Source organism: Lentzea sp. NPDC020367, assembly GCF_044387305.1.
Lineage (GTDB): Bacteria > Actinomycetota > Actinomycetes > Mycobacteriales > Pseudonocardiaceae > Lentzea.
On sequence record NZ_JBIRVV010000029.1, the window covers coordinates 21,173 to 46,041 of the forward strand.

At 69.3% G+C, this 24,869-nt stretch carries 25 protein-coding genes; 18 read left to right on the top strand and 7 right to left on the bottom strand.

From position 1 onward, the window contains the following. Positions 1-16: 16 nt before the first annotated feature. Positions 17-967 (bottom strand): ArsR family transcriptional regulator, encoded by a 951-nt coding sequence (locus tag ACH413_RS46660; RefSeq protein ID WP_360048953.1) that lies wholly within the window; start codon positions 965-967, stop codon positions 17-19. A gap of 225 nt (positions 968-1,192) precedes the next feature. On the opposite strand from ACH413_RS46660, the gene ACH413_RS46665 reads away from it, so the two are divergent. After that, on the top strand, positions 1,193-1,801 hold the full coding sequence (locus ACH413_RS46665; protein WP_360048955.1) for a C39 family peptidase: 609 nt from the start codon (positions 1,193-1,195) through the stop codon (positions 1,799-1,801). Here the strand turns inward: ACH413_RS46665 and ACH413_RS46670 are convergent. The 3 genes from ACH413_RS46670 to ACH413_RS46680 are packed head-to-tail and all read right to left on the bottom strand — an operon-like array spanning position 1,776 to position 4,123. Further along, entirely contained in the window at positions 1,776-2,351 is a 576-nt protein-coding gene (locus ACH413_RS46670; protein ID WP_360048956.1) for a nucleotidyltransferase family protein, read from the bottom strand. The two genes, ACH413_RS46665 and ACH413_RS46670, sit on opposite strands and share 26 nt — an antisense overlap. Before the next feature lie 9 nt (positions 2,352-2,360). Then, the gene (locus ACH413_RS46675) at positions 2,361-3,035 is read right to left on the bottom strand and encodes a response regulator transcription factor (protein WP_360048958.1); all 675 of its coding nucleotides are present in this window, start codon (positions 3,033-3,035) and stop codon (positions 2,361-2,363) included. After that, positions 3,032-4,123, bottom strand: a complete 1,092-nt coding sequence (locus ACH413_RS46680; RefSeq protein ID WP_360048959.1) for a HAMP domain-containing sensor histidine kinase — start codon at positions 4,121-4,123, stop codon at positions 3,032-3,034. Before ACH413_RS46680 ends, ACH413_RS46675 begins: the two co-directional genes overlap by 4 nt. Before the next feature lie 86 nt (positions 4,124-4,209). On the opposite strand from ACH413_RS46680, the gene ACH413_RS46685 reads away from it, so the two are divergent. Then, positions 4,210-5,586, top strand: a complete 1,377-nt coding sequence (locus tag ACH413_RS46685) for a hypothetical protein (RefSeq protein ID WP_360048961.1) — start codon at positions 4,210-4,212, stop codon at positions 5,584-5,586. Here ACH413_RS46685 and ACH413_RS46690 read toward each other — a convergent pair. Next, positions 5,519-6,343, bottom strand: coding sequence for an alpha/beta hydrolase (locus ACH413_RS46690; protein WP_360048962.1), 825 nt, complete (start codon positions 6,341-6,343; stop codon positions 5,519-5,521). The two genes, ACH413_RS46685 and ACH413_RS46690, sit on opposite strands and share 68 nt — an antisense overlap. Before the next feature lie 123 nt (positions 6,344-6,466). Here ACH413_RS46690 and ACH413_RS46695 point away from each other — a divergent pair, with 123 nt between their 5' ends. The 5 genes from ACH413_RS46695 (at position 6,467) to shbA (ending at position 11,070) form a co-directional block, all read left to right on the top strand. Next, positions 6,467-7,105: an alpha/beta fold hydrolase gene (locus ACH413_RS46695; RefSeq protein WP_360048963.1), complete on the top strand. Its 639-nt coding sequence runs from the start codon at positions 6,467-6,469 to the stop codon at positions 7,103-7,105. Further along, positions 7,098-8,336 carry an FAD-dependent oxidoreductase gene (locus ACH413_RS46700; RefSeq protein ID WP_360048964.1) on the top strand — a complete coding sequence of 413 codons (1,239 nt, stop codon included), beginning with the start codon at positions 7,098-7,100 and terminating at the stop codon, positions 8,334-8,336. Before ACH413_RS46695 ends, ACH413_RS46700 begins: the two co-directional genes overlap by 8 nt. Beyond that, complete coding sequence (locus ACH413_RS46705) at positions 8,333-9,013, top strand: DUF1365 domain-containing protein (protein WP_360048965.1); 681 nt, start codon at positions 8,333-8,335, stop codon at positions 9,011-9,013. Before ACH413_RS46700 ends, ACH413_RS46705 begins: the two co-directional genes overlap by 4 nt. Beyond that, complete coding sequence (locus tag ACH413_RS46710; protein ID WP_360048967.1) at positions 9,010-10,236, top strand: cyclopropane-fatty-acyl-phospholipid synthase family protein; 1,227 nt, start codon at positions 9,010-9,012, stop codon at positions 10,234-10,236. Before ACH413_RS46705 ends, ACH413_RS46710 begins: the two co-directional genes overlap by 4 nt. A 147-nt stretch (positions 10,237-10,383) precedes the next feature. Next, positions 10,384-11,070, top strand: coding sequence for an RNA polymerase sigma factor ShbA (gene shbA, locus ACH413_RS46715; protein WP_360048968.1), 687 nt, complete (start codon positions 10,384-10,386; stop codon positions 11,068-11,070). Here the strand turns inward: shbA and ACH413_RS46720 are convergent. Next, the gene (locus ACH413_RS46720) at positions 11,033-11,719 is read right to left on the bottom strand and encodes an alpha/beta hydrolase (RefSeq protein WP_360048970.1); all 687 of its coding nucleotides are present in this window, start codon (positions 11,717-11,719) and stop codon (positions 11,033-11,035) included. The two genes, shbA and ACH413_RS46720, sit on opposite strands and share 38 nt — an antisense overlap. A gap of 89 nt (positions 11,720-11,808) precedes the next feature. Between ACH413_RS46720 and ACH413_RS46725 the strand changes: the two genes are divergently transcribed. After that, complete coding sequence (locus ACH413_RS46725; protein WP_360048971.1) at positions 11,809-12,255, top strand: SRPBCC family protein; 447 nt, start codon at positions 11,809-11,811, stop codon at positions 12,253-12,255. Here ACH413_RS46725 and ACH413_RS46730 read toward each other — a convergent pair. Then, on the bottom strand, positions 12,218-13,414 hold the full coding sequence (locus ACH413_RS46730) for an MFS transporter (protein WP_360048972.1): 1,197 nt from the start codon (positions 13,412-13,414) through the stop codon (positions 12,218-12,220). The two genes, ACH413_RS46725 and ACH413_RS46730, sit on opposite strands and share 38 nt — an antisense overlap. A gap of 51 nt (positions 13,415-13,465) precedes the next feature. Here ACH413_RS46730 and ACH413_RS46735 point away from each other — a divergent pair, with 51 nt between their 5' ends. The 10 genes from ACH413_RS46735 to ACH413_RS46780 all read left to right on the top strand — a co-directional run bounded on the left by ACH413_RS46735 (position 13,466) and on the right by ACH413_RS46780 (position 24,857). Next, positions 13,466-14,494, top strand: coding sequence for a PfkB family carbohydrate kinase (locus tag ACH413_RS46735; RefSeq protein WP_360048974.1), 1,029 nt, complete (start codon positions 13,466-13,468; stop codon positions 14,492-14,494). Between the two features lie 159 nt (positions 14,495-14,653). After that, entirely contained in the window at positions 14,654-16,711 is a 2,058-nt protein-coding gene (locus tag ACH413_RS46740; RefSeq protein WP_360048976.1) for a transglycosylase domain-containing protein, read from the top strand. Positions 16,712-17,107: 396 nt separating this feature from the next. Then, positions 17,108-17,896 (top strand): M23 family metallopeptidase, encoded by a 789-nt coding sequence (locus ACH413_RS46745; RefSeq protein ID WP_360048977.1) that lies wholly within the window; start codon positions 17,108-17,110, stop codon positions 17,894-17,896. 101 nt (positions 17,897-17,997) lie between these two features. After that, positions 17,998-19,446 carry an AMP-binding protein gene (locus ACH413_RS46750; protein ID WP_360048978.1) on the top strand — a complete coding sequence of 483 codons (1,449 nt, stop codon included), beginning with the start codon at positions 17,998-18,000 and terminating at the stop codon, positions 19,444-19,446. Beyond that, a complete protein-coding gene (locus ACH413_RS46755) occupies positions 19,443-20,168 on the top strand; it encodes an SDR family oxidoreductase (protein ID WP_360048979.1) in 726 nt (241 codons plus the stop codon). The genes ACH413_RS46750 and ACH413_RS46755 overlap by 4 nt, the downstream gene beginning before the upstream one ends. 95 nt (positions 20,169-20,263) lie before the next feature. After that, positions 20,264-21,775 (top strand): aromatic amino acid ammonia-lyase, encoded by a 1,512-nt coding sequence (locus ACH413_RS46760; RefSeq protein ID WP_360048980.1) that lies wholly within the window; start codon positions 20,264-20,266, stop codon positions 21,773-21,775. Beyond that, entirely contained in the window at positions 21,772-22,530 is a 759-nt protein-coding gene (locus tag ACH413_RS46765; RefSeq protein WP_360048982.1) for an L-tyrosine 3-hydroxylase, read from the top strand. The genes ACH413_RS46760 and ACH413_RS46765 overlap by 4 nt, the downstream gene beginning before the upstream one ends. A gap of 13 nt (positions 22,531-22,543) precedes the next feature. Continuing rightward, positions 22,544-23,200 (top strand): O-methyltransferase, encoded by a 657-nt coding sequence (locus ACH413_RS46770; RefSeq protein ID WP_360048984.1) that lies wholly within the window; start codon positions 22,544-22,546, stop codon positions 23,198-23,200. A 134-nt stretch (positions 23,201-23,334) separates the two neighbouring features. Further along, a complete protein-coding gene (locus ACH413_RS46775) occupies positions 23,335-24,285 on the top strand; it encodes an LLM class F420-dependent oxidoreductase (RefSeq protein ID WP_360049144.1) in 951 nt (316 codons plus the stop codon). Positions 24,286-24,287: 2 nt separating this feature from the next. Further along, the gene (locus ACH413_RS46780) at positions 24,288-24,857 is read left to right on the top strand and encodes a TetR/AcrR family transcriptional regulator (protein WP_360049146.1); all 570 of its coding nucleotides are present in this window, start codon (positions 24,288-24,290) and stop codon (positions 24,855-24,857) included. The last annotated feature ends 12 nt before the right edge of the window (positions 24,858-24,869 follow it).

The window sequence follows — 24,869 nt, forward strand, 5'->3', positions numbered from 1 at the left end:
CGGTCGAACAGCAGGTTCAGGCCAGCAGTTCGACGCCCAGCGCCGACGCGGTGTGCAGCACCGAGTTGCGGTGGCGCTGGGCGACGGCCAGGCCCGCGTCTCTGAGCACCGAGGCGTGGGCACTGGCCGAGGCCGCCGAGATTCCCAGGCGGCGGGCCAGTTCGGTGGTGGTGCAGCCGCCGGCGATGACCTCCAGCGCGGCGGCGCGGGTGCGGCCGAGCAGCGCTTCCAGCGACCGTTTGCCGGCGCTCGTCACGTGCAGGTCGCGCGCGATCGGGTAGACGAGCACGGGTGTGCGGCTCTGGTCGCGGAGCATGATCGGCCGTTCCCAGCAGAAGTACGACGGCACGAGAATCAGGCCCTGGCCGTGTAAGTGGACGTCCCGATGCGGGAAGCGCGACTCGATCGACAGCACCGACGGCGTCCACGAGATCGTCGGGTGCAGGGCCGCGAGCATGCCCTCGCAGCCGTTGTCCAGAAAGGACCGCGCCCGCACCGCGCGGTCGGCGTCGACGACGGCGCGGACCTCGTCCCAGATCGGGGCGAGCGCGTGGCGGTGGTAGGCGCGCAGCGCGTCGCCGAGCGAGTCCAAAGTGGCCAGGTCGCCACTGGCCAGCCGGTGCGTGCGCGGGTCGAGGCGTTGCTGGCAGCTCAGTTGCTCCAGGTCCGCGCGCAACGACTCAGCCGGCGTCGACAGCACCGCGTCGATGCCCGCGTCCACGGCGCACGAGCCCGCGGTGGGCGTCAGGAAGTCGGGGGAGTAGCCGACCGGCGGCGCCAGCTGCATGAGCCAGCGCGTGTCGTCGGGCAACGTCGTCCGCACCGACGCGCGCCACGCACCGAAGACGGGAGTGGCCGAACGCTGCCGCAGCACGTGCAGGCTCAGCAGGATCTCCCACATCGGGTCGGGACCGGCGGCGACCCGCACCCTCGCCAGGTCCTCCGCTGTGAAGTGGACACGCAGCACGGCAAGCAGACTGGCACAGCGATCCGGGACCTGTACCGGATTCGAGACGACTCATCCGATTGGTGCAGATCGCCCACCCTGAGTGGTTCCGTGCGCCCGCGTGAGTGCTTCTACCTGGCTTTTTCGGACTTGGCCGAATGTGGTGGCGCCCTTTCTCGCGTTGCCGCCAAGCTGTCGCCGAGCGCCGGATCAAGGGGACGGCGCCACACTGAGGGGATCGTGTCGATGAAGCTTGCGAAGATCACCGGGGCCGTGGCCGCGGTCGGCGTCGCCATGACGATTCTGACCGCGCCGGTCGCGCTCGCGGCGCCGGGCGAGAACGTCATCCCGGCCGCCGCCGAGCTCGGCATCCAGGGCGAAGGCGTGCTGCCGCACCAGTTCCAGGTGCAGAAGACCGGCTACTGGTGCTCCGCTGCCGCCGCCCGCATCGCGCTGACCGCGCGCGGCAAGTACGTCGAGCAGTCCACGCTGGCCTCGTTCATGAAGGTCACGACCAACGGCCTGCCCAACATCAAGAACCTCGAGAACGCCCTCGACCACTACACCGGCTCGACCTACTACCAGGTCAAGCAGTGGTCGACGGACGCGCAGCTGCTGCAGAAGCTCAAGGCCGACGTCGTCTACAACGCCGACCGCGGCCACGCCGTCGTCATCAACGTGATCCGCCTGAACGGCCGCAACTACTCCGGCGGCCACTACGCGACGATCGTCGGCTACCGCGCCGGTGGCAACGAGTTCGCCGTGTCCGACCCGGCCTACGCGGGCGGCGGCCTGCACTGGCTGAGCGCCTCCAACGTGTCGTCGGGCATCAAGCTCCGCCGCTACGTCGCCTGAGGTCCTCCGGTCGATCTATGTCGGCACCGTCCGCCACGTCAGCGCATTCGACGTGGCGGACGGTGTTCGCCTTCAGGTAGTCCCGCGCGCCCTGGTCGCCCGCCGCCGACGCCATGACGCCCGCGAAGTGGTCCGATCCGATCAGCACCGGGTGCCCGATCTCGCCGTCGTAGGTGGCGCGGGCCAGCACTTCCGGCTCGGCGAGCGCCATCAGCCGGTGCAGGGCCTCGACGGTGACCCCCGGTGTGTCCACGGGGAGCACCACGACGGCGTCCGCGATGCCGATCGCGTGCAGACCGGTGCGCAGCGACGACCCCATACCGGTGTCCCAGTGCGGGTTGTCGACGACGGTCACGCCGTCCAAAGTGGCCTTCGCCCTGACCTCCGCCGCCTGCGCGCCGAGCACCACGACGACGGGATCGCACCCGGCGGCTCTGAGCAGGTCGGCGGCCGAGTCCACGAAGAGCTTGCCGTGCAACGGGACGAGAGCCTTGGGGGAACCGAACCGGCGACCGGCCCCCGCGGCGAGCAGAAGACCGGCCACGCGCATACGTCGAATCTAGTGACTTGTCGTGGATTGCACGATCCGATAGCCGATCCCCGGTGTCGTCGCGATGATCGGCGGCTCACCGAGCTTGCGGCGCAGCCGGCCCACCGTGACCGTGACGGTGTTGGTGAACGGGTCTGCGTGCTCGTCCCAGACCCGTTCGAGCAGGGCCTCGGCGCTCAGGAAACCCGGGAACGCCCGCAGCAGCGCCTCCAGCACGGCGAACTCCTTCACCGACAGGGTGAGTTGCCGGCCGTCGCGCACCGCGGTCCGGCGCACCGGGTCCAGTTCGATCCCGGCCGCGCGCAACGTCCTGGGCCGCGCGTCCGGCTTGCGGCGGGCCAGCGCCCGGATGCGCAGGATCAGCTCCGGGAAGTGGAACGGCTTGCCGAGGTAGTCGTCCGCGCCCAGGACCAGCCCGCTGACCCGGTCGCCCGGTGCGCTCGCCGCGGTCAGCATCAGCACCATCGGCCGTTCCGCGCGCTCGGTGATCATCTGGCACAGCACGTCACCGTGGAGCCCTGGCAGGTCCCGGTCGAGGACCACCACGTCGTACGCGATGACGTCGAGTTGAGCGGCGGCGACCAGCCCGTCGTGCGCGAGGTCGACGGGCATCCCCTGGTCGCGCAGCCCTTCCGCGATGACCTCGGCGAGGGCGCTGTCGTCCTCGACGACGAGGATCCTCATGCCGGCACCGTCACCGACACCCGCAGGCCACCTTCCGGCCTGGCGAGCAGGGCGAGCTGACCGCCGTGTGCCGCGGCGACGGCGGCCACGATGGACAGTCCCAGGCCAGAGGAACCGATGCGCTCGCCCCCGAGCCGTTCGAACGGCTGAGCCAGCCGGTCGACCTCCCGCTGGTCGAAGACAGGCCCGCCGGACTCGACGACCAGCACCGCCTCCTCGCCCGCGAACCCGCTGATCCGCACCCACCCGCCGGCCTCGTTGTGCCGCACGGCGTTGTCGACGACGTTGCCCACCAACCGGGCCAGCAACGCCGGACTGCCGTGCGTCGCCGTGCCCGGCGCGATGTCCACCGTCACGGCCAGCCTCTTCGCCTCGACCTCGGCGGACAGCTCGCGCAACGCCGCCTCGGCGAGTTCGCCGAGGTCGACCGCTGCGGAGTCGGCCAGTGCGCCGTGCTGTGCCCTGGCCAGCACGAGGAACCCGTCGAGCAGGTGGTCGACCCGGTCGAGCTGCACGCGCAGACGGTCCGCGAGCGCGACCGTCGAGGTCGCCGGATCGGGTTTGGCGACCGCGACGTCCAGCGACGCGCGCATCGTCGCCAGCGGTGTGCGCAGCTCGTGGGAGGCGTTGGCGGCGAAGCGGCGCTGCGCGGCGAACGACACCTCGAGCCGTTCGAGCAGCTCGTCGATGGTGTCGGCGAGGCCCTTCACCTCGTCGGCCGGACCGGTGACGGCCAGCCGCCGGTCGAGGCTGTCGGCGGAGATGCGCCGGGTGGCGCTCGTGATGGTCCGCAACGGCCGCAGCACCCGCCGGGCCAGCACCCGGCCGACCAGCAGCGAGACGACCGCCATCACGACCAGCGCCAGCAACGATCCGGCGAGCAGCTGGCGGGACTGCTGCGTGTGCACCTCGGCCAGCTGTTCCTGCAGTTGCCGGACGTGCTCCTGTGCCGAGTCGGGGCCGGGCGGGTTCGCGACGTTGGTCATCTTGCCGCCGGACAGCAGGAAGGTCAGCGCCAGCAGTCCGATGCCCGACACGAGGAACACGACGGCGTACAGGATCGTGAACCGCACCCCGATCGTTCTCATGGCGTCAGCATGACCGGGACGACCTAACAACGGCATGACAACGCCGCTTCGGACCGTGTTAGCCGCTGATCCGTAGACCCAGCACCATGTCGAGCACTGAACTCCTCCGGCGGGAGTGGACCGCGTTCCGCACGCCGGGCCGCCTGATCTCCCTGGCCGTCGCCGCCCTCTCCGTCATCGCGCTGGGCCTCCTGTTCGCCGGCGACACCTCGTCCGGCGTCGGCGACAGGTTCTGGTTCCGGCACCAGGACCTGGGCCGCGACGGTTCCATCACGATCCGGATGACGTCCATGACCGGCACGATCACCTACCCGCCGCCTGGCCACGACCAGATCGTCGCGGGGCTCGTGCCGTGGGCGAAGGCCGGGATCATCGTCAAGGACGGCCTGCGGCAGGGCTCGCGGTACGCGGCGCTCGCGATGACCGGCAGCCACGGCGTGCGCTTCCAACACGACTACGTGCACGACGTCGCGGGAAGCGCGGACCGGACTCCTCGCTGGCTGCGGCTGACCCGTTCCGGCGACACCATCACCGGGTCCGAGTCGGCGGACGGCGAGCAGTGGCACGTCGTTGGAACCGCGGAGCTCACCGGGCTGCCGGAGACCGTCCAGGTCGGACTCTTCGCCACCTCGCCGGGTGATCTCACGCTCCGCGAGACCGGTCTCGGAGGCGCGATCGAACAGGTGCGGTTCACCCAGGCCGTGGGCGTCTTCGACCACGTCAGCGTCCAGGGCGGGACCGGCTCGTGGGACAGCGGGCCGGTGGGCGAGATGAACCACACGGACTGGGAGAAGTTCCACAACGCGTCCGGGGTGGTGGAGAAGGACGGCATCGTCACCGTCAGCGGCACCGGGGACATCGGGCCGATCGGCGAGAACGGTGCGCGCGGCGTCGAGAAGGCGTTGGCCGGCCTGGTGATCGCGCTGATCATCGTGCTCGTCGTGGCGGCCCGCTACGGCGCCCGCGCTTCAGGGCAGGTGATCGCGGTCCGGGCGGCTGTCGTCGGGGCGGCCACCTTCGTCACCGGTCTGGTCGCCGTCGCGCCGCTGCTGACCGGTGTCCGGGTGACCGTCGGTGTCGCCGCCGTGCTCGCGCTGTGCGCGGTCTTCGGCTACGGGCTCGGCGTGTGGCTGCGGCGCGGCTGGGCGGCGATCCTCGTCGGACTGGCGCTGGTCGCCGTGCCCTACGCCGTCACCGCGGTTCCGCTGCTGCCCGACGACGTCACGGACTGGCTGCTGCGGCTCACCCCGGCGGCGGGCTTCGCCGTCAAGCAGACGGTGGTGGAGTATCCGCAGGTCACAGCCCACTACGCGCCGTCGGCTGGCTACTTCCCGCTGCCGGGCTGGGCCGGGTTCGCGGTGCTCTGCGCGTACACGGTGCTCGTGCTGTGGCTCGCTAGCCCAGGTTCTCGAGGATCAGCGAGGAGGCCGCTTCCGGGACCTCTTCCGGGATCCAGTGGCTGACGTCCTCGACCATCTCGAAGCGGTACGGGCCGGTGCACCACTTCTCGGTCTCGAAGGCGGCCGCCGACCCGAACGCGACGTCCTCGGTGCTCCACACGTACATGGTCTTGACGCTGACCTTGTCCGCGGCGCCGTGCGGCTTGCCGGCGCGGTACCAGTTCAGCGCGGCGGTGAGCGCCCCCGGTTCCTGCAACCGCTGGACGTACTCCTCGACGTGCGAGGGCCGGATCCGCCACTCGAACATCTGCTTGATGGCCTGGGCGTTGTTGTCGAGCATGCGCTTCTCGGTGCTGCGCTCCCGCCAGTCGCGCATGTACTGCGACCGCATCGCCTGCTCCTCGTCGGTCTGCAGCGCGGTCTTCAACGCACCGGGGTGCGGCGTCGAGAAGACGGTGAGCGTGCGCACGCGGTCCGGGTGCTCGATCGCGGTCCACCACGCCACCGCGCCGCCCCAGTCGTGGCCGACAAGGTCGAACGTGTCCCAGCCGAACGAGTCCACCATCGCGATCACGTCGCCGACCAGGTGCGTGACCGTGTACTCGCCCGCCTGCTCCGGGCGCACGCCGGGGGAGTAGCCGCGCTGGTCGGGGGCGACCGCGCGGAACCCGTTCACGCCGAGCACCGCGACCTGGTGCTCCCACTCGATGGCGGCCTCGGGGAAGCCGTGCAGCAACAGCACCGGGCGGCCGTCCTCGGGGCCGGACGCGATGGCGTCGAAGGAGCCTGCCTCGGTTTCGATGCTGATGTGGTCGATCACCGTTCGAACACTACCGGTGTGAGCTGGCTCTCAACGGCCGAGCCGAAGGCCGTGGCTTCCCGAACATCAAGTGTGCATCCGCATGTTGACGTGCTGAAACCGCCGGACGGTACGAATGCCGTTGTGCTCGTGCTGCACGGCGGACGCGAACACGGCACCGGACCCGTCCGGCGCCACAACCTGGCGTACCTGCGCATGGTCCCGCTGGCCCGCGCGCTGCGGGCGCCGGGCGTCGAGGTCTGGAACCTGCGCTACCGGGTCCGCGGCTGGAACGCGCCGAGCCTCGATCCGGTGAAGGACGCCGAGTGGGCGCTGGCGAAGATCACCGAGCTGCATCCCGGCCGGCCGATCGTGCTCGTCGGGCACTCCATGGGCGGCCGGACCGCGCTGCGGGTCGCCGGGCATCCGAGCGTGATCGCCGTGTGTGCGCTCGCGCCGTGGATCGTGCCCGGCGAGCCCTTCGCGCAGTTGAGGGGCAAGTCGCTGCTCATCGCGCACGGCGACCAGGAGCGGATGACGGACCCGGCGCAGTCGCTGCGGTTCGCGCGACAGGCCAAGACCGTCACGGACCGGGTCGCGCGGTTCAGCGTCGTCGGCGACGGCCACGCGATGCTCAAGAGGGCGAAGGACTGGACCCGGCTCGTCGTTGCTTTCGTCCACGGTGAGCTCGGACTCGAACCGGTCGCACCGGACATCGCGAATGCCATGGAGGAGACCTCGCCGCGAGGTCTCGACGTGCCTTTGGGAGGCTCGCGTGGCTGAGGTCGCCGTCATCGGAGCAGGGGTGGCCGGGCTCACCGCCGCCTACGTGCTGCAACGCAAGCACGACGTCACGCTGTTCGAGGCCGACGACAGGCTCGGCGGGCACGCGCACACGCACGACATCGGCGGTGTCGCCGTCGACTCCGGGTTCATCGTCCACAACGAACGGACGTACCCGAACCTGATCAGGCTCTTCCGCGAGCTGAACGTGTCCACTCAGGACTCCGAGATGTCCATGAGCGTCCGGTGCGACGGCTGCGGCCTGGAGTACGCGGGCGCCCGGAAGCTGCCAGGGCTGTTCGCGCAGCCGAAGAACGCCGTCAACGGCCGTTACGTGCGGATGCTCGCCGAGGTCACCCGCTTCTACCGGCACGCCCAGCGCGTCCTCGACCACGAGGAGGCGCACGACGTCACGCTCGGCGCGTTCCTGGCGATCGGCGGCTACTCGCGCTACTTCGTCGACCACTTCATCATTCCGCTGGTCAGCGCGGTGTGGTCGTCCGGTGCGGCCCTGAGCATGAAGTACCCGGCCTGGTACCTGTTCGAGTTCCTCGCCAACCACGGGATGCTCGCGATCGGCGGCACCCCGCAGTGGAAGACCGTCGTCGGCGGCTCGCGCACGTACGTCGATCGCGCCGTGAAGGGCCTCAACGCCGTGCACGTCGGCACGCCCGTCAGGGCCGTCACGCGCAACGGTGCGGGCGTGGAGATCCGCGACGAGAACAACGTGCTGCACACCGCGGACCACGTCGTCATCGCCACGCACCCTGATCAGGCGCTCGGGCTGCTCGCCGACCCGACGCGTGCGGAGAAGGAGGTGCTCGGCGCGTTCCAGTACTCGCGCAACGAGACCTGGCTGCACACCGACGCCTCGATCCTGCCGCGCGCCGCGGGTGCGCGGGCGTCCTGGAACCTCTACAAGCGAGCCTGCCGGGAAGCCGACGACCAGGTGCTCGTCAGCTACCACATGAACCGGCTGATGCGACTCGACGAGCCACGAGACTTCGTCGTCACGCTCAACCCGCACGACGTGAACCCGGACCGCGTGCTCGCGAAGATGGTCTACGAGCACCCGATCTACACGCCGGAGTCCGTTGCCGCGCAACGCCGTCTGCCCGACATCAACACCGGCACCACCGCCTATGCCGGCGCGTACCACGGCTGGGGCTTCCACGAGGACGGCTGCGCGTCCGGAGTGCGCGCCGCCCAGCACTTCGGGGTGGCCTGGTGATCTACGACGTCCTCATCACGCACAGTCGCCGCGAGTTGATCGATCGGGCTTTCAGCCACCGCGCCTACATGTGGCTGGTCGACCTCGGTGACATGCCTCGGGTGCCGTGGTGGGCGAGGCCGTTCGCGAAGTTCGAGGCCCGCGATCATCTCGGCTCGCCGGACAAGACCATCCGGGAGAACCTGGACGAGTGGCTGGCCGGGCAGGGGATCGACCTCGGCGGCGGGCAGGTCCTGATGCTCGCCAACGCCCGCGTGCTCGGTTACGTGTTCAACCCGCTGTCCGTGTTCTGGTGCCACGACGCTTCCGGAGAGCTCGTGTGCGTCGTCGCGGAGGTGCACAACACCTACGGCGGACGTCATTGCTATCTGCTGCGCACCGACGCCAACGGCCGTGCGTCGGTGGACAAGGAGTTCTACGTCTCCCCGTTCCTGGAAGTCGACGGCCACTACGTGATGAAGCTGCCGAAGCCGGGAAACCAGCTGTCCGTGACCATCGCGTTGCGGCAGAACGGGAAGGCGACCTTCAGCGCGACGATGAGGGGCGAGCGCAGTTCGGGTCTGCGCATGCTGTTCAAGCGTCCGCTGATGCCCCAGCGCGTGTCCGCGCTGATCCGCCGTCATGGCATCGCCCTCTACCTGAGGCGTATTCCGATCATCCCCAGGAGTGATGGATGAGCACGCTGTCCCTGCCCCGCCCCGGCCAGGGCATCTGGCCCGGACTCTTCAACGCGCCGCGCTCGCCCCTGCGCGCCCGCATCGCCGAGGCGTTGTTCCGCAAAGCCGTGCGCTCGTTGCACGTGACCGTCCAGTTCCCCGACGGCAGGACGTGGGGAGCAGGCGGTCCGGTGATGCGGATCGTCCGGCCCGGCGAGTTCTTCCACCGCCTCGGCGCCGACGCCAAGATCGGCTTCGGCGAGGCCTACATGGTGGGCGACTGGGTCTCCGACGAGCTCGCGGACGTGCTCTCGGTGTTCGCGGCGAAGCTCTCGACGCTGATCCCGCCCCGCCTGCAGCTGATGCGCCGCTGGGCGGAACGCCGGCAGACCGAGATCAACGACGTCGCGGGCTCGCGGCAGAACATCCACCGGCACTACGACCTGTCGAACGAGCTGTTCTCGGTGTTCCTCGACGAGACGATGACGTACTCGTCGGCGCTGTTCGAGGGCGGGAACGCCGACCTGCGCACGGCCCAGCTCCGCAAGATCGACGGCGTGCTCGACTACGCGGGCGTGCGCTCCGGCTCACGCGTGCTGGAGATCGGCACGGGCTGGGGCGCGCTCGCGATCCGGGCCGCCCAGAGGGGTGCCACGGTCACGTCGCTGACCATTTCCGCCGAACAGCGCAAGCTGGCGCTGGACCGGGTGAGGGCCGCGGGGCTCCACGATCGGGTGACGGTCGAGCTGCGTGACTACCGAGAGGAGCACGGTCAGTACGACGCCGTCGTCAGCGTCGAGATGATCGAGGCAGTGGGTGCCGAATACTGGCCCGACTACTTCTCGATGCTCGACCGCGTGCTCGCTCCCGGCGGTCGCGTCGGCCTCCAGGCGATCACCATGCCGCACGACCGCATGATCGCGTCGAAGGCCAGCTACACCTGGATCCACAAGTACATCTTCCCCGGCGGGCTCATCCCGTCGGTGCGGTCGATCGAGGAGTCGGTGCGCGACCACACCCGGCTGCGGATCGTCGAGACGCGGTCGTTTGGAGAGGACTACGCCGAGACGCTTCGCCGGTGGCGCGAAACGTTCCTCACCCGTTGGGACGAGGTGCGGGAGCTGGGCTTCGACGACACGTTCCGCCGGATGTGGGAGTTCTACCTGGCCTACTCGGAGGCAGGTTTCCGCGTCGGATACCTGGGAGTACAGCAATTCGGCATGTCCGAACGACTGGGCCATTAGGACCACGTTCTACCCCAGAAGGGTGCTGCACGCCCCACCCGCATGGACTTCGTGGTCCTCTTGGATGCAGGCGGTATCAAACGGCTCGCTGCGGTCTCTACTTGAGTGAAGCCCCTAGTGTCGCTGTAGTGGAGGAGGGTCGCCGGGATGGTCATACCCACAGCCGTGCGGACCGGTGGCGGTGCAGACGTCCTCGTTCCTGAGGAGTCCTGGAACCAGCCAACGGTGCCCATGCGCCGTCGGGTGCGCCAGGCACCGGTCTCCAGCCAGTGGCTCGCCGAAGCCGAGTTCGCAGACCTCGTCGATGCCGCTCTCGCCGGAGACAGACGCGCGGTCGAGCACCTGCTCGGCCGGATCCAGCCGCTGATCGTGCGCTACTGCCGCGCACGGGTCGGCGGCCGCGAGCGCACGCTGGTCTCGGCGGAGGACATCGCGCAGGAGGTCTGCGTGGCGGTGCTCGGCGCGCTGTCGAAGTACCGCTACGAGCCCGGTTCGTTCCTCGCGTTCGTGTACGGCATCGCGGCCCACAAGGTCGCCGACGCCCGCCGCCGCGCGGTCCGCAACCGCGCCGAGGTCGTGCCGGAACTGCCGGACTGCCCGTCGCTGGACCTGGGCCCGGAACAGCACGCCGTCAACGGCGAGATGATGGCCCAGGTCACGCGCCTGCTGCACAAGCTGCCGGCCCGCCAGCGCGAGATCCTCGTGCTGCGGGTGGCCGTGGGCCTGTCCGCCGAGGAGGTCGCGCTGGCGGTCTCGTCGACTCCGGGTGCTGTGCGGGTGGCGCAGCACCGCGCGCTCACGCGGATGAAGGAAATGGTCGCCGAGGAGGGCTGACGGCGTTCTCGATGATCGCGGCGAGTTCTTGCGGGCAGGACAGGAACGGGGAGTGTCCTGCATCAAGACGTTCGGTCGCGGTCGCTCGTCCCGCCATCGCCTCCTGGGCGAACGGCGGGATGGCGTTGTCCTTCTCGCAGAGGACGTAGGTGCTGGGCGTGGTGCGCCAGGCCGCCTGCGTGAGTTCGTCGGTGAAGGCCTGCCGGCTCTGCGGCAGGAGCCTGTCCGTCGGCGGGTCGTCGACGTCGTTGAAGAAGACGGTCTCCGGAGTCAGCGCGTGGATGACGTCTTCTTCTGTGCGCCACCACGGCGGTGGGGTGCCGCCGACCATGTTCAGCAGCGAGTCGCCCAGGTCCGGCAGGAACGCGGCTACGTAGATGAGGTGCTCGACCTCGGGTGTGGCCGCCTGGGTCGCCGGGATGCCGCCGTAGGAGTGGGCGACCACCACTGTCGGGCCGTCGATGGCGTCCCTGATCGCCTGGGCGTCGTCGTGCATGCCGTGCCTGGGCGCGTCTTGCGGCGCCACGCTGGGCAGGTCGACCACGTCGACCCGCCAGCCGTTGGATTCGAGGAGCGCGCGCAGCGGGTTCCAGCACCAGGAGCCGTGCCAGGCGCCGTGCACGAGCAGCAGAGTGGGGCGTTCGGGCATGTCCTCAGTGGACGCTCTGGCCGTGTCAGTGGGAAGCGTCGGTTTCCGCTGAACGGAAGCTCTCAGGGTGCCGGGCCTAGGGTCGTGGCATGACCCGCTTCGAGGTGACCACCCGTGTCGCCGCGCCTCCGCGGCGTGTGTTCGACCTCTGCCTGGACGTTGACGTGCACGCCGCCTCGATGGCGGGCTCTGGTGAGCGGGTCGTCGCGGGCGTGACCTCCGGGCGGATGAGGCTCGGGGACACCGTGACGTTCGAGGCCAGGCACTTCGGCGTCCGGTGGCGGATGACCGCGCTCATCACCGCGTTCGAGGCACCCGGCCGGTTCGTCGACGAGCAGGTCTCCGGGCCGTTCCGGCACTGGCGCCACGAGCACCGGTTCGAACCGGACGGGAACGGGGGCACGATCATGCGTGACTTGGTCGACTTCTCGGCACCGTTCGGCCTCCCCGTGCTCGATCGGTACGTGGAGCGGCTCATCCGCAACCGCGCCGAGCACCTCAGGAGCGTTGCGGAGCCGGCGTCCGCAGGTCGGTGAACGCCGCCGCCACCGCCGTCACCAGGATCAACGCGCCGAACGCCACCAACGCGACCGCCCCGCCGAACATCCCGGCCAGCAACCCGCCGAGTGCCGGTGCCAGTGGGGTCAGCACGCGGGAGGCCAGCGTCGAGACCGCGTCGAGGCGGCCCATCATGTCCTCGGGGACCAGAGCCGAGTGCAGCGCGGACACCGACACGTTGATCAGCGGCGTGACGACCGCGGTGAGCGCCAGCGGCACGAACGGCCAGAAGACGCCGAACGGGAGCGCCATCGCGAGGTTGCAGACGCCGAACACGACCAGCACGGCGACCATCAGCCTGCCGGGCGCGAGGGAGACCCTGGGGGACAGCAGCGAGCCGATGACGCCGCCGACGCCGATGCCCGCGAGCACCAGGCCCGTGTCGAGGCCGGTGCCGCCGCGGGACGCGACCAGCGCGAACACCGGCAGCATCGAGGCGCCGCCGAGCAGGTTCAGCACGAGGAAGATGATCGTGAGGTTGCGCAGGCCGGTCTGGTGCCACAGCCAGCGGGCCGCGTCCCTCACGTCGTGGTGCATGCGCTGCCGGGGCTTCAGCTCACCGCGGGCAGGGATCTTCGCGAACCAGGCGCAGACCGCCGCCACGGTGAACGTCAGAGCGTCCACCACGAACGGGACGGCGCGGCCAACGGCCATGAGCAGGGCGCCCAGCGGCGGTCCGGCCACCCGTGCCGCGTGGCCGCGGGCCTCCTCCTGGGCGTAGGCGGTGGTGAGCTGGTCCTGCGGGACGACGGCCTGGATCGCGGCCGTGCGGGCGGGGCCGGCGAACGCGGTGCAGACGCCGTCGACGACCGCCAGCGCGACGAAGACGACGACGTAGGCGTGGCCGGTGAGGATCGCGGCGGCCAGCAGAGCGGCGGCGAGCGCCTGGACGGACTGGCTCCAGACCAGCGTCCTGCGGCGGTCCCAGCGGTCCACCCACACGCCCGCCGGCATCAGGGTGAGCAGCAGCGCGGCGGCCCGCGCGCCCGCGATCACGCCGGGCACGAAGTACGAGCCGGTGAGCGCCACCACCAGCAGCGGCATCGCCAGCGTCGTGATCGTGGTGCCGAGTTGCGAGACCGCCCCGCCGAGCCAGAGCAGCTGGAACTGAATGTTCTTCCTGAGCGCAACCCCCATGGCCGACGTTTCTATCGCATGACGGCCAGGTGGGGGTGGCAAGGTTTACGCATGGCGGAACCGGACTACGACGTGCTCCTCACCGGCACGGTCTTCCTCGACATCATCTTCACCGGCCTGCCCCGCCCACCGGAGCCGGGGACCGAGGTGTGGGCCGACGGCCTCGGGTCGTGCCCCGGCGGGATCGCGAACCTCGCGGTGGCGCTGCGCCGGCTCGAACTGAAGACCGCGCTGGCGGCGGCGTTCGGGGAGGACGCGTACGGCGACTTCTGCTGGGACGTGCTGGCCGACCAGGAGGGCGTCGACCTCTCCTACTGCCGTCGCTTTTACGGCTGGCACTCGCCGGTGACGGTGAGCATGGCGATGGAGCGCGACCGCAGCATGGTCACGCACGGCCACAAGGCGCCCGTAGTCGCCGACGACCTCTTCTCCCCGCCGCCGTCGACCAAAGCGTGCTTCGTGCACATCCAGGCCGAGGACGAGCAGTGGGTGCGCACGGCCAAGGAGAACGGCGCCAAGCTCTTCGCCGACATCGGCTGGGACCGCACCGGCGCGTGGTCGCCGGAACTCCTGCGCAGGCTCGACGGATATGACGTGTTCCTCCCCAACCACGTGGAGGCGCAGGGCTACACGCGCACCGACACCCCAGAGGCCGCCGCGCGCAAACTGGCCGAGCACGTGCCCGTGGTTGTCGTCACACGCGGCGGTGGGGGAGCGGTCGCCGTCGACAGCGCCACCGGCGAGTGCGTGGACGTGCCGGGACTCAACGTCGCGCAACTCGACGCGACCGGAGCCGGCGACGTGTTTGGGGCCGGGTTCGTGATGGGCACTCTGGCCGGGTGGCCCCTCGAACACCGGGTGCGGTTCGCGAACCTGTGTGCCGCACTGTCCGTGCAACATTTCGGCGGCTCGCTGTCCGCTCCCGGCTGGGGGGACATCGCGGTCTGGTGGCGGACGGTGAGCAGGCGGCCCGACGAAGAACTGGCGCGCTACGGGTTCCTCGACGACGTCCTTCCCGATCACGCGGGCGTCGAGGTGCGCAGGGCAAGTCCGACGATCGGCCTCCGACTACTCCGGTAGGTTGGAAATCAGTCGATCAGCGGACGCAACCTCATGGGCCTTCCGCGCGACTTATACGTATAGAGAGTCTCTGGGGATTTGCTCGGAAGGAGTTGCGGTTTGTTCGCCGCACGCGCGTCAGGCTTGGTCAAGTTGCTGGGGTTGTGCCTGACTGCGGGCGTGCTCCTCGCTGCGATGGTGTTCCCGTTCGTCGGAGGTCTCGGGCTCGCGTCCAACCGCGCGGCCGACACGGTCGACCAGACGTCGGGCGACCTCGCGAAGGGTGAGCTGCCGCTGGTCACCACCATCCAGGACATGGACGGCCAGCCGATCGCCTACCTGTACGACCAGTACCGCATCCCGTTGGAGACCAAGGACATCGCGGACACCATGAAGGGCGCGATCCTGGCCATTGAGGACAAACGGTTCTACGAGCACCAGGGCGTCGACTGGCAGGGCATCGCCCGTGCCGCCGCCAAGGCCGGTGTGGACGGTGGGGCGACGCAGGGCGCGTCGACGCTCACGCAGCAGTACGTGAAGAACTACATGGCGTTCGTGCTCGGTGCCGACAACGAGCAGGAGGCCTGGGAGAAGGCCACCGAGGCGACGGTCGGCCGCAAGATGCGCGAGGCGCGCGTCGCGTTGCAGCTCGAACAGCAGATGAGCAAGGACGAGATCCTCACCGGCTACCTCAACATCGTTCCGCTGGGCAACCAGACCTACGGCGTCGGTGCCGCCGCGAAGGCGTACTTCAACACCACGGCCGACAAGCTGACGGTTCCGCAGGCCGCGCTGCTCGCCGCGATCGCGAACCGCCCGTCGTCGCTGAACCCCGGCGCCTCCCCGGAGAAGGCGCTGGAGCGCCGCAACATCGTCATCGACAAGATGCGCGAGAACGGTGCGTTCGGCGCCGACGAGACCGAGGCCAAGAAGAAGGCCGAGGAGTTCAAGGCCGCGCCGCTGGGCGTCGTCGAGGACCTGCAGATCCTGCCCAAGGGCTGCGTGGGCGCCGGTGACGGCCCGATCTACGGCTTCTTCTGCTCCTACCTGCTCGACTACCTGCGCGACGCCGGCATCACGGACAAGCAGCTGCAGCGCGGCGGCCTCACCATCAAGACGACGATGGACCCGAAGGCCACCAAGGCGGCGAAGGACGCGGCCGAGAAGCAGGTGCCGAAGACCACGAACGGCGTCTCGAACGTCATGTCCGTCGTCCAGCCCGGCAGTGACAAGCACCGCGTCCGCGCGCTGGTCGCGTCCCGCGACTTCGGCAACAACGCCGAGCTCGGCCAGGTCGCCCGTCCCGTGCCCGCCGAGGTCCTGCCGTTCGGTCCCGGCTCGGTGAACAAGGTGTTCACCGCCGCGGCGGCCATGCAGCGCAACATCACCGGCATCGACCGCAAGATCAAGGTCCCGAAGACGTACGCGTCGAGGGTGTACCCCAACGGTGGCTCCGCCTGGCAGGTCAAGAACTCCGGCAACTACGCCGAGGAGATGACGCTGACGCAGGCACTGGCCCAGTCGCCGAACACGGGCTTCGTGATCCTGCAGGAGCAGGCTGGCCTGAGCAACGTCGTCGACATGGCGTACAAGCTCGGCATGCGCGAAACCCTGAGCGCGGTCAACCGCGGTGCCGAGCCGCTGAAGGCGGACGGCTCCAACGGCCCGTCGCAGGGTGACTGGACGAAGCAGAACAACGCGGGTTCCTACACCCTCGGTCCGGGTGCCACCAGCGTGCTCGAACTGGCCAACGTGGCCGCCACCATCGTGTCCAGCGGCACCTGGTGCCCGCCGACCCCGGTCGAGAAGGTCATCGACCGCTACGGCAAGGAGATCCCGCTCAAGGAGAAGCCCTGCGAGCAGGCGGTCGAGCCCGACCTCGCGAACTCGCTGGGCCAGGGCATGTCGCAGGACGTCCACGGTGGCGGCACCGCGGCCGCCGCGGCGTCGGCCGCGGGCTGGAACCGTCCGGCCATCGGCAAGACCGGTACCACCGAGGAGAGCAAGTCGGTCGCCTTCCTCGCCGCCACCCCGCAGTACGCGGGCGCGGTGATGACCTACGCCGACGGCAGCAACCCGCAGGTGATCTGCGCGAACCCGATCCGGCTGTGCCCCGGTAGCTCCAACGGCATCTTCGGTGGCCAGTCCGCCGCGCCCACGTGGTTCAACGCCATGAAGGCGATCCACGAAGGGTTGCCGGTGGAGCAGCTCAAGCCTGCCGCGGCCAAGTACAGGTAAGCATCGTTCGGTCCCAGAGGGCCGTCGGACGCCACGTGCGTCCGGCGGCCCTTTGTCGTGGGCGGGCCTGCCCCGCAAACCTTTCTCGATAAAGCGACTGACCAGTACAAACGTACTGACGGGGATTGGTTTAGAACGTGTTAACCAAGCCCGGAATGTCTTGACTACCGAAAGTGACTGGTAGTGGGCCTAATCACCTGAACACCCACTTGGCTTGCTCGGGCCGGTGACGCGAGGTTACGTTCTGCGCCGCATGTCACGGTTCGATAACCGCAAGGACACGGAACGCCCCCGAAGCGGTCCAGTCCACCACCGGGCCCCCGAAGCCCGCAGCCAGGCCCCCCGACGCCAGGCGAAGAGCGGTTGCCGAACTCCCCCGAGTGCATGGAGGCAGTTTTGGCACGGCATCGTGCGAAAGGTCCGCTGGTCGACGTCATCACCAGAGTGGACCTGGACCGCAAGAAGGCCGTTGCGGTGGTCGTCGCCGCGGGCGCCCTCGCCGGCGCCGGTTTCGCCCAGGCGGCGAGCACGGTGTCCCCGGTTGACCGCCTCATCACCCCCGTCGCGGCGACCAAGAACCTCGCCGCCGCGATGACCGCCCCGCCGCAGCAGGGTCCGCAGACGATCCACTCCGTCGCCACCGGCTCCGAGGCGCGCAAGCTGCTGCAGGCCGAGCAGATCCAGGCGCAGTACCACGTCGCCGAGGCCCTCAAGTCCGCAGAGGGCGCCTACGTGAAGCGCCAGGAGGCCGCCAAGGCCGAGCAGGCGCGGATCGCGGCCGAGGAGGAGGCGAAGCGCCCGAAGTGCGTGCGGCCCGCTCAGGGCTCGTTCACGTCCGGCTTCGGCGCCCGCTGGGGAACCAGCCACAACGGCGTCGACATCGCGAACGCCATCGGCACCCCGATCGTCTCCGTCATGGACGGCACGGTCGTCGAGGCAGGGCCCGCGTCCGGGTTCGGGCTGTGGGTGCGCATCCAGCACGAGGACGGCACCATCACCGTCTACGGCCACATGAACACCATCGACGTTCCTCAGGGCGCCAAGGTCAAGGCCGGGCAGCAGATCGCGACGATCGGCAACCGCGGGCAGTCGACCGGGCCGCACGTGCACTTCGAGGTGTGGGTCGGTGGCGGCCAGAAGATCAACCCCGTCGGCTGGCTGGCCGAGCGCGGCGTGAGTCTCTGAGTCTCCGGCCAGACTTCGTGAGCTTCTGACGAACTCGGCCACACGATCACGAAACGTGCCGATAGTGTCCGGCCACGTCGCCGTGCATCAGGTACGGCGGCGTGGACACCGGAGCCGCGCCAGTGATCTACCACAGCCCCCTGCCGGCCGTGGCCGTTCCTGAACGCACTGTGCCAGAACACGTTCTGGAACGCGCACGGCACAACGACAAAGTCGCGCTCGTGGACGCCGTCACGGGCGAGTCGCTCACCTACGCCGAGCTCGCCGACCAGGTCGAGCGAACGGCCAAAGGCCTTGTCAGGGCTGGGATCCGGCCCGGTGACACGGTCGCGATCGCCAGTCTCAACCGGCCCAAGTACGCCGTCGGTCTGCACGCGGTCATGGCCGCGGGCGCGACTGCCGCGCTGATCAACCCGATGCTCACACCGCCGGAGATCGCACGGCTCAAGGAGCTCGCGAACGTCACCGCGACGCTCGACCTCGACGACCTCCCTGAGAGCCAAGAAGATTCGCTCCCACGGGGAAATCCCGGTTCGACCGCGGTCGTCCTCTTCTCCAGTGGCACAACGGGTCTCACCAAGGCCGTCGGCCTGAGTCATCGCGCGCTCGTGGCGAACCTGGAGCAGCACCGGCCGGGCTGGCGCATCGACGAGACCGACGTCCTCGCCGCGAACCTGCCGTTCTTCCACGTCTACGGCTTCGCGATCATCCTCAACTCCGGCCTGCTCGGTGGCGCCACGCTCGTCACCATGCCCCGCAGCGACGCCGGAACGTACTTGCGGCGCCTCGCGGAACACCGCGTCACACGGGCGTTCCTGGTGCCTCCGCTCGCCGCCGCCATCGCGGATCATCCAGAGCCGGTACCGGAACTGAGCCTCAAGCTCGTTCTCTGCGGTGCCGCCCCGCTCGACGACACCATTCGCCAGGAAGCCGAACGCAAGCTCCAGGCGCCCCTCCGGCAGGGCTACGGACTCACCGAAGCCGGTGGGACACACCAAACATTCGACGGTGACGTGGAATCCGACCCCACGAGCGTCGGTGTGCTCTGTCCCGGTACCGAGGCGCGCATCGTCAAGCCGGGCACCACAAGGGACGTGGCGGAGGGCGAGATGCTCATCCGCGGTCCGCAGGTGATGGACGGCTACCTCGGCGACGAGCAGGCCACCCGGGACGCCTTCGTGGACGGCTGGTTGCGCACCGGGGATCTCGTGCGAGTCCACAACGGCCGGTTCCACGTCGTGGACCGCATCAAGGAGATGATCAAGTACAAGGGCTACCAGGTCGCGCCGGCCGAGTTGGAGGCCGTGTTGCGCCGCCATCCCGCCGTTCGAGACGCCGCCGTGATCGGTGCGGCCGATCGAGTTAACGGCGAGGTACCCAAAGCGTTCGTGGTGACGCAAGGCGACGTCACCGCGGACGAACTGATGGCGTTCGTCGCGGCGGAGGTGGCGTCTTACAAGAAGATCCGCCAGGTTGAGTTCGTGCGAGAGATACCGAAGTCCGTCTCAGGCAAGATCCTTCGTCGCCTGCTGAAGGACGCCTCGCAGTGAGGGTTCTCATCACCGGTGGCGCCAAGGAACTCGGCAGGGCGTTCAGCGACGTCCTTGGCGCGCAAGGACATCAGCTCGTCATCACCGGACGCGACGAGAAGGCGCTCGACACCGCCCAGGCCGAGCTGACGGCCCAGGGCGTCGACGTCGAGACGCACGTCGCGGACCTGGGCGATCCGCATGCGACACCGAAGCTCATCGAGAGCCTCGGCGGGATCGACGTGCTGGTCAACAACGGTGCGCTCGGCGGGCCGGTCGGTCCGACGTGGCAGGTCGACGAGAACGACTGGTGGCACACGTTCGAGGTGAACCTGCGCGGCACCGCGTTCGCCGCCAACGCCGCGATCCGCACGATGACGAGCGGCCGGATCATCAACGTGGTCAGCAACGCCGGCGTGCACCGATGGCCTTATGTCACCGCGTACTCCGTGTCCAAAGCGGCCGTGATCAAGCTGACCGAGAACCTCGCGATCGAGCTCAAGAACCGGCCCATCGCCGTGCTGAGCTACGACCCCGGCATGGTCGACATCGGTCTGATGCGCCGCGGCGCCACCATGGACTCACAGGATCCGCACCAGCAAAGGATCTCGACGTGGTCGAGGTCTCAGCGCGACACGGGCAGGTTCACCCCGCTGGAGCAGTCCGCCGATCTTTTGGGCCGAATCGTGAGCGGAGAGTTCGATCACCTCTCCGGCGGCTTGATCACGCCGAAGGACAGCTGAGAAATTTTCCTCGTTTAGTGCGTACATAAGGCCCTTCCTCGCAGGCAGGTCAACCGGGATCGTCGCGAGTGGCTCCCAAGTCATCTGGAGGCATCGTGCCTGTCGGAACATCTTCTGCTGTCCTGAATCTGGCCGCACACCTCGCACCGGCGCAGCTCGAACTCGCCCGTGATCCGTTGCACGTCGAACTGCCGGCCGACGTGCGCGCGCGGATCTCGCGCTGCTACGAGTTCGTGCTCGAAGTCAGCTCGTCCGGACGCGCCATCTACGGTGTCACAACGGGTTTCGGCCCGCTCGTCGAGTTCGAGGGCCGCGCGGACAGCGCCGGCCAGAGCGACAACACCATCCTGCACCACATCGTCGGCCACGGTGAACTGCTGCCGCCGGCCGTCGCCCGCGCGGCTGTGCTCACGCGACTGTTCTCTTTGGCGCAGGGGCGATCCGGAGTGTCCGAGCAGGTCGTGGACTCGCTGACTGCCATGCTGGACACCGAGTTCGCCCCAGCGGTACCACGTTTGGGGTCAGTCGGTGCGAGTGGAGACCTCCAGCCACTGGCCTATGTGGCCCATGCTTTGCGCGGTAACGGGAACGCCTTCTTCGGGGATGAGCTCATGCCCGCCGGGGAAGCGCTCACACGGGCAGGGCTCCGGAAACTCGTGCTCGGTGGCCGGGACGCCCTCGCGTTGGTCAACGGCATTTCGGTGACCGCCGCAGCTCTCGGACTCGCTGTCGCACAGTCGGTTCGCGCGCGGCGGACGGCGGAGTTGTTGTCCGCCTTGATGACCGACGTCCTCGGCTGCGGTGTCGAGTTCACGTCGGTTGGACTACTGGCGGCGTTCGGGCATCCGGACGTCGCTGAAACGGGTGCGACCATTAGAAGTTGGCTCGAAGGGAGTAAGCCATCCGGGGAGCGCCCGCTGCAGGAGCCCTACAGCATCCGGTGCACGCCGCAGCTGATCGGCGCGGCCGGCACGAGCGTGCGGCACGCCGACGAGGTGGTGCGCCGCGACCTCAACGGCGTGAGCGACAACCCGTTGTTCTTCCCGGAGACGGGGGAGGTCGTGCACGGCGGCAACTTCTTCGGCCAGCCCAGCGCTTTCGCGGCCGACCAGCTCAACGTCGCGCTGGTGCAGCTGGGCAACCTGGCCGAACGCCAGCTCGACCTGCTGGTGGATCCCCACCGCACCAACGGGTTGCCGCCGATGCTCAGCCCGCTTCCCGGTCAGCACCACGCACTCCAGGGCGTGCAGCTGTGCACGACCGCCACGGTCGCGGCGATGCGCAGGGCCGCCGCGCCCGCGTCGGTGCAGAGCCTGCCGACGAACCTGCACAACCAGGACGTCGTCCCGTTCGGCACGCAGGCCGCGTTCACCGCGCTCGACCAGGCGCGGCTGCTGCGCTATCTGCACGCGGGGCTCGCGATCGGGTTGCGCCAGGCCGTGCACGTCGGCGCGCGCCGTCCGCAGGCGCCGCGGCTCGCGGAGGTGTTCGACCGGATCGCGGAGGTGGTGCCGCCGATCGTGGAGGACCGGCCGCTGGACGTCGCGCTGGGCGTGGTCGCGGATCTCCTCGACACCGTCGTGTCCGAAGTGGAGGGTGGTCGATGAGCGCTCCCGCCTGCGTGCCCGCGTGGGGGCACACCTGGGTCGACCTGCCCGTCCTGCGGCTGCCGATGCCGGACGCGGAACTGATTCCGTGCGCGTCCCGCTGCTTTCAGATCCCGATCGTCATCACCGCCCCGGAAGACCCGGTGCAACGCGCCGTGTACCGGTGGTTTCTCGGCCATCACGGCGCATTCCTGGTGTGGAAGTTTCTGTCGGATTCACTCGATCGGTTGATACGCGAGCCTGATTCGCAGTTAGTCCGCCTCACTGCGCTTGGATACGACGCGTACTCGGTGATGCTTGCCTATTCGGGCAGTTGTTCCCGTGAGGTGTACGAGGACGTCATCCGGCCGATGATGGTGACGTTCGACCCGGCGTTCAGCGGGCGATGGGCACGTGACTACGAGCCACTGCCCGGCCTGCTGCGCCGGGCGCGTACCGCACTGGGGCCCGCGGCGGCCGCACCGCTCTCCTCCGCGAGCAAGGCGAACCTGGTGGCACACAAGGAGGTCATGCGCAGACTCGTGCCCGGCGGCCCGTCGCTGCTGCGCGAGTCCGGCCGCACGAGCGTGCCCACCACCGAAGCCGAGCGCGCGCGGTTCGACGAGTTCTTCCTGGTCAGCCGGGAGTGCGTGTGCGTGAGCCGCTATCAGGCGCACCGTACGGCCATCTTGTCCGCGATCGGCCATGACCTCGCGAAACACCCGCTGAGCCCCGAGTACGGAGAGACACTCAGGACGTTCGCCACCCGACTATGAGAGAAGGCCGCGCGTGAACGACTTCAAGACCGTGGTCATGACCCCGCAGATCTACCGCTACGTGCGCGAGCAGGCCGGCCAGCCGAGCGCCGTGCAGGAGAAGCTGATCGCCCGCACGGCCGAGCTCGGCGACTCGGCAGAGATGCAGATCCCGCACGAGCAGGCCGTGCTGCTGTCGTTGCTGGTCAAGCTCACCGGCGCGCAGACGGTGGTCGAGGTCGGCACCTACACGGGGTACTCCACGCTGGCGTTCGCGCAGGCACTTCCCCCGTCCGGCAAGGTCATCACCTGCGACCTCTCGACCGAGTGGACCGCGATCGCCGAGGAGGCGTGGCAGGCGGCGGGCGTGCGCGACCGCATCGAGCTGCGGATCGGCGCGGCCGCCGTGACGCTGGCCGAGCTGCCTGAGGAGCCGGTCATCGACCTGGTGTTCATCGACGCGGACAAGGTCGGGTACGTCCACTACTGGGACCTGCTGGTGCCGCGAGTGCGGCAGGGCGGCCTGCTGCTCGCCGACAACACGCTCTACTACGGCGAGGCCGCCGACGAGCAGCCGGAGGGCAACGCCGCCGCGATCGACGCCTTCAACAAGTTCGTGCGCAGGGACACGCGCGTGGAGTCGGTGCTGGTGCCGATCGCGGACGGCCTGACGATGGCCCGCAAGAAGTGAGGTTGTGAGCATACCGACCGGTCGGTAGGGTGCCTCCACTGTGACATTTCTAGAAGCTTTGGGCTCGTGACGTTGTCGACACGCGAGAAAAGCGCTCGCGTGTCGACAACGTCACGAGCGACTTGGAGGCGTTCATGGCTCGTTGGGGAATCACGCTGCCGCTCATCGGAGTGCCGGTGCTGGAGCACCGCGCGCTGGTGTCCGAGCTCGTCGGGCTCGGCTACACGGACGTGTGGTCGGCAGAGACGACGGGCACCGACGCGTTCACGCCGCTGGCGCTGGCCGCGCAGTGGTCCTCCGAGCTGCGCTTCGGCCCGGCGATCGCGCCGGTGTACACGCGCGGCCCTGCGACGCTGGCGATGACCGCCGCGACGCTGGCCGAGGTGACCGGTGGGCGGTTCGTGCTGGGCATCGGCTCGTCGTCGCCCGCGATCGTGCAGCGCTGGAACGCGATCCCGTTCGAGGAGCCGTTCAAGCGCACCCGCGACACGCTGCGGTTCCTGAAGGCCGCGCTGGCGGGGGAGAAGGTCAGCGCCGACTACGACACGTTCTCGGTGAAGGGCTTCAAGCTGGAGCGCCCGCCGGCCGAGAAGGTGCCGATCATGCTCGCGGCGCTGCGCCCGAACATGCTGCGCCTGGCCGGTCGCGAGGCCGACGGCGCGATCACCAACTGGCTCGCCGCCACCGACGTGCCGCAGGTGCGCGCCGAACTGGGCGACGCCGAGCTCGCGGCTCGGATCTTCGTCTGCCCGACCGAGGACGCCGACGCCGCGCGGGCGTTGGGACGCATGCTGATCAGCACCTATCTGACCGTGCCCGCCTACGCGGCGTTCCACGACTGGCTGGGCCGCGGCGAGGCGCTGCGCCCGATGCACGAGGCGTGGGCGGCGGGCGACCGCAAGGCCGCGTCGAAGTCGATCCCGGACGAGGTCGTGGACGCGCTGGTCGTGCACGGTTCTCTGGACCAGTGCCGCGATCGCGTGGCCGAGTACCAGGCCCAGGGCGTCGACACCCCGATCATCGCCCTGCTCCCGACCGGTGGCGACCAGATCGAACAGGTACGCGCACTGGCACCGAAGGCCTAGCGATGCCCAGCGCGACCGAGCAGAAGATCATCGACGCGGCCGTGCGGCTGTTCGCGTCGCAGGGCTACGACGCGACGTCGGTGCAGGAGATCGTCACGGCCGCGCAGGTGACCAAGGGCGCGCTCTACCACTACTTCCGGGCGAAGGACGACCTGCTCTTCGAGATCTACCGGCTGCTGATCACGTCCCAGTCCGCCGACATGGACCGGATCATCGGCCTCGGCCTGCCCGCCGGCGAGACCGTGCGCGAGATCCTGGCGTCGCTCGTGGTGTCGACGGCCGAACGGGTCGACGAGACCGCGGTGTTCGTCCGCGAGCTGCACCGGCTCGGCGAGGACTCGATGACCGAGTTCCGCGCCGAACGCCGCCGCTACCACGAGACGTTCCTCGCGGTGATCGAGAAGGGGCAGGCGGACGGCGAGTTCAGCTCCGTCGTGCCGGCGGACACCGTGGTGCGGATCGCGTTGGGCGTGGTCAACCAGCTGCCCATGTGGTTCCGGCCGGACGGCCAGAAGACGCCCGCCGTGCTGGCCGGGGAGATCGCGGACTTCGTGCTGGCCGGATTGAGATGACGAATTAGGGCG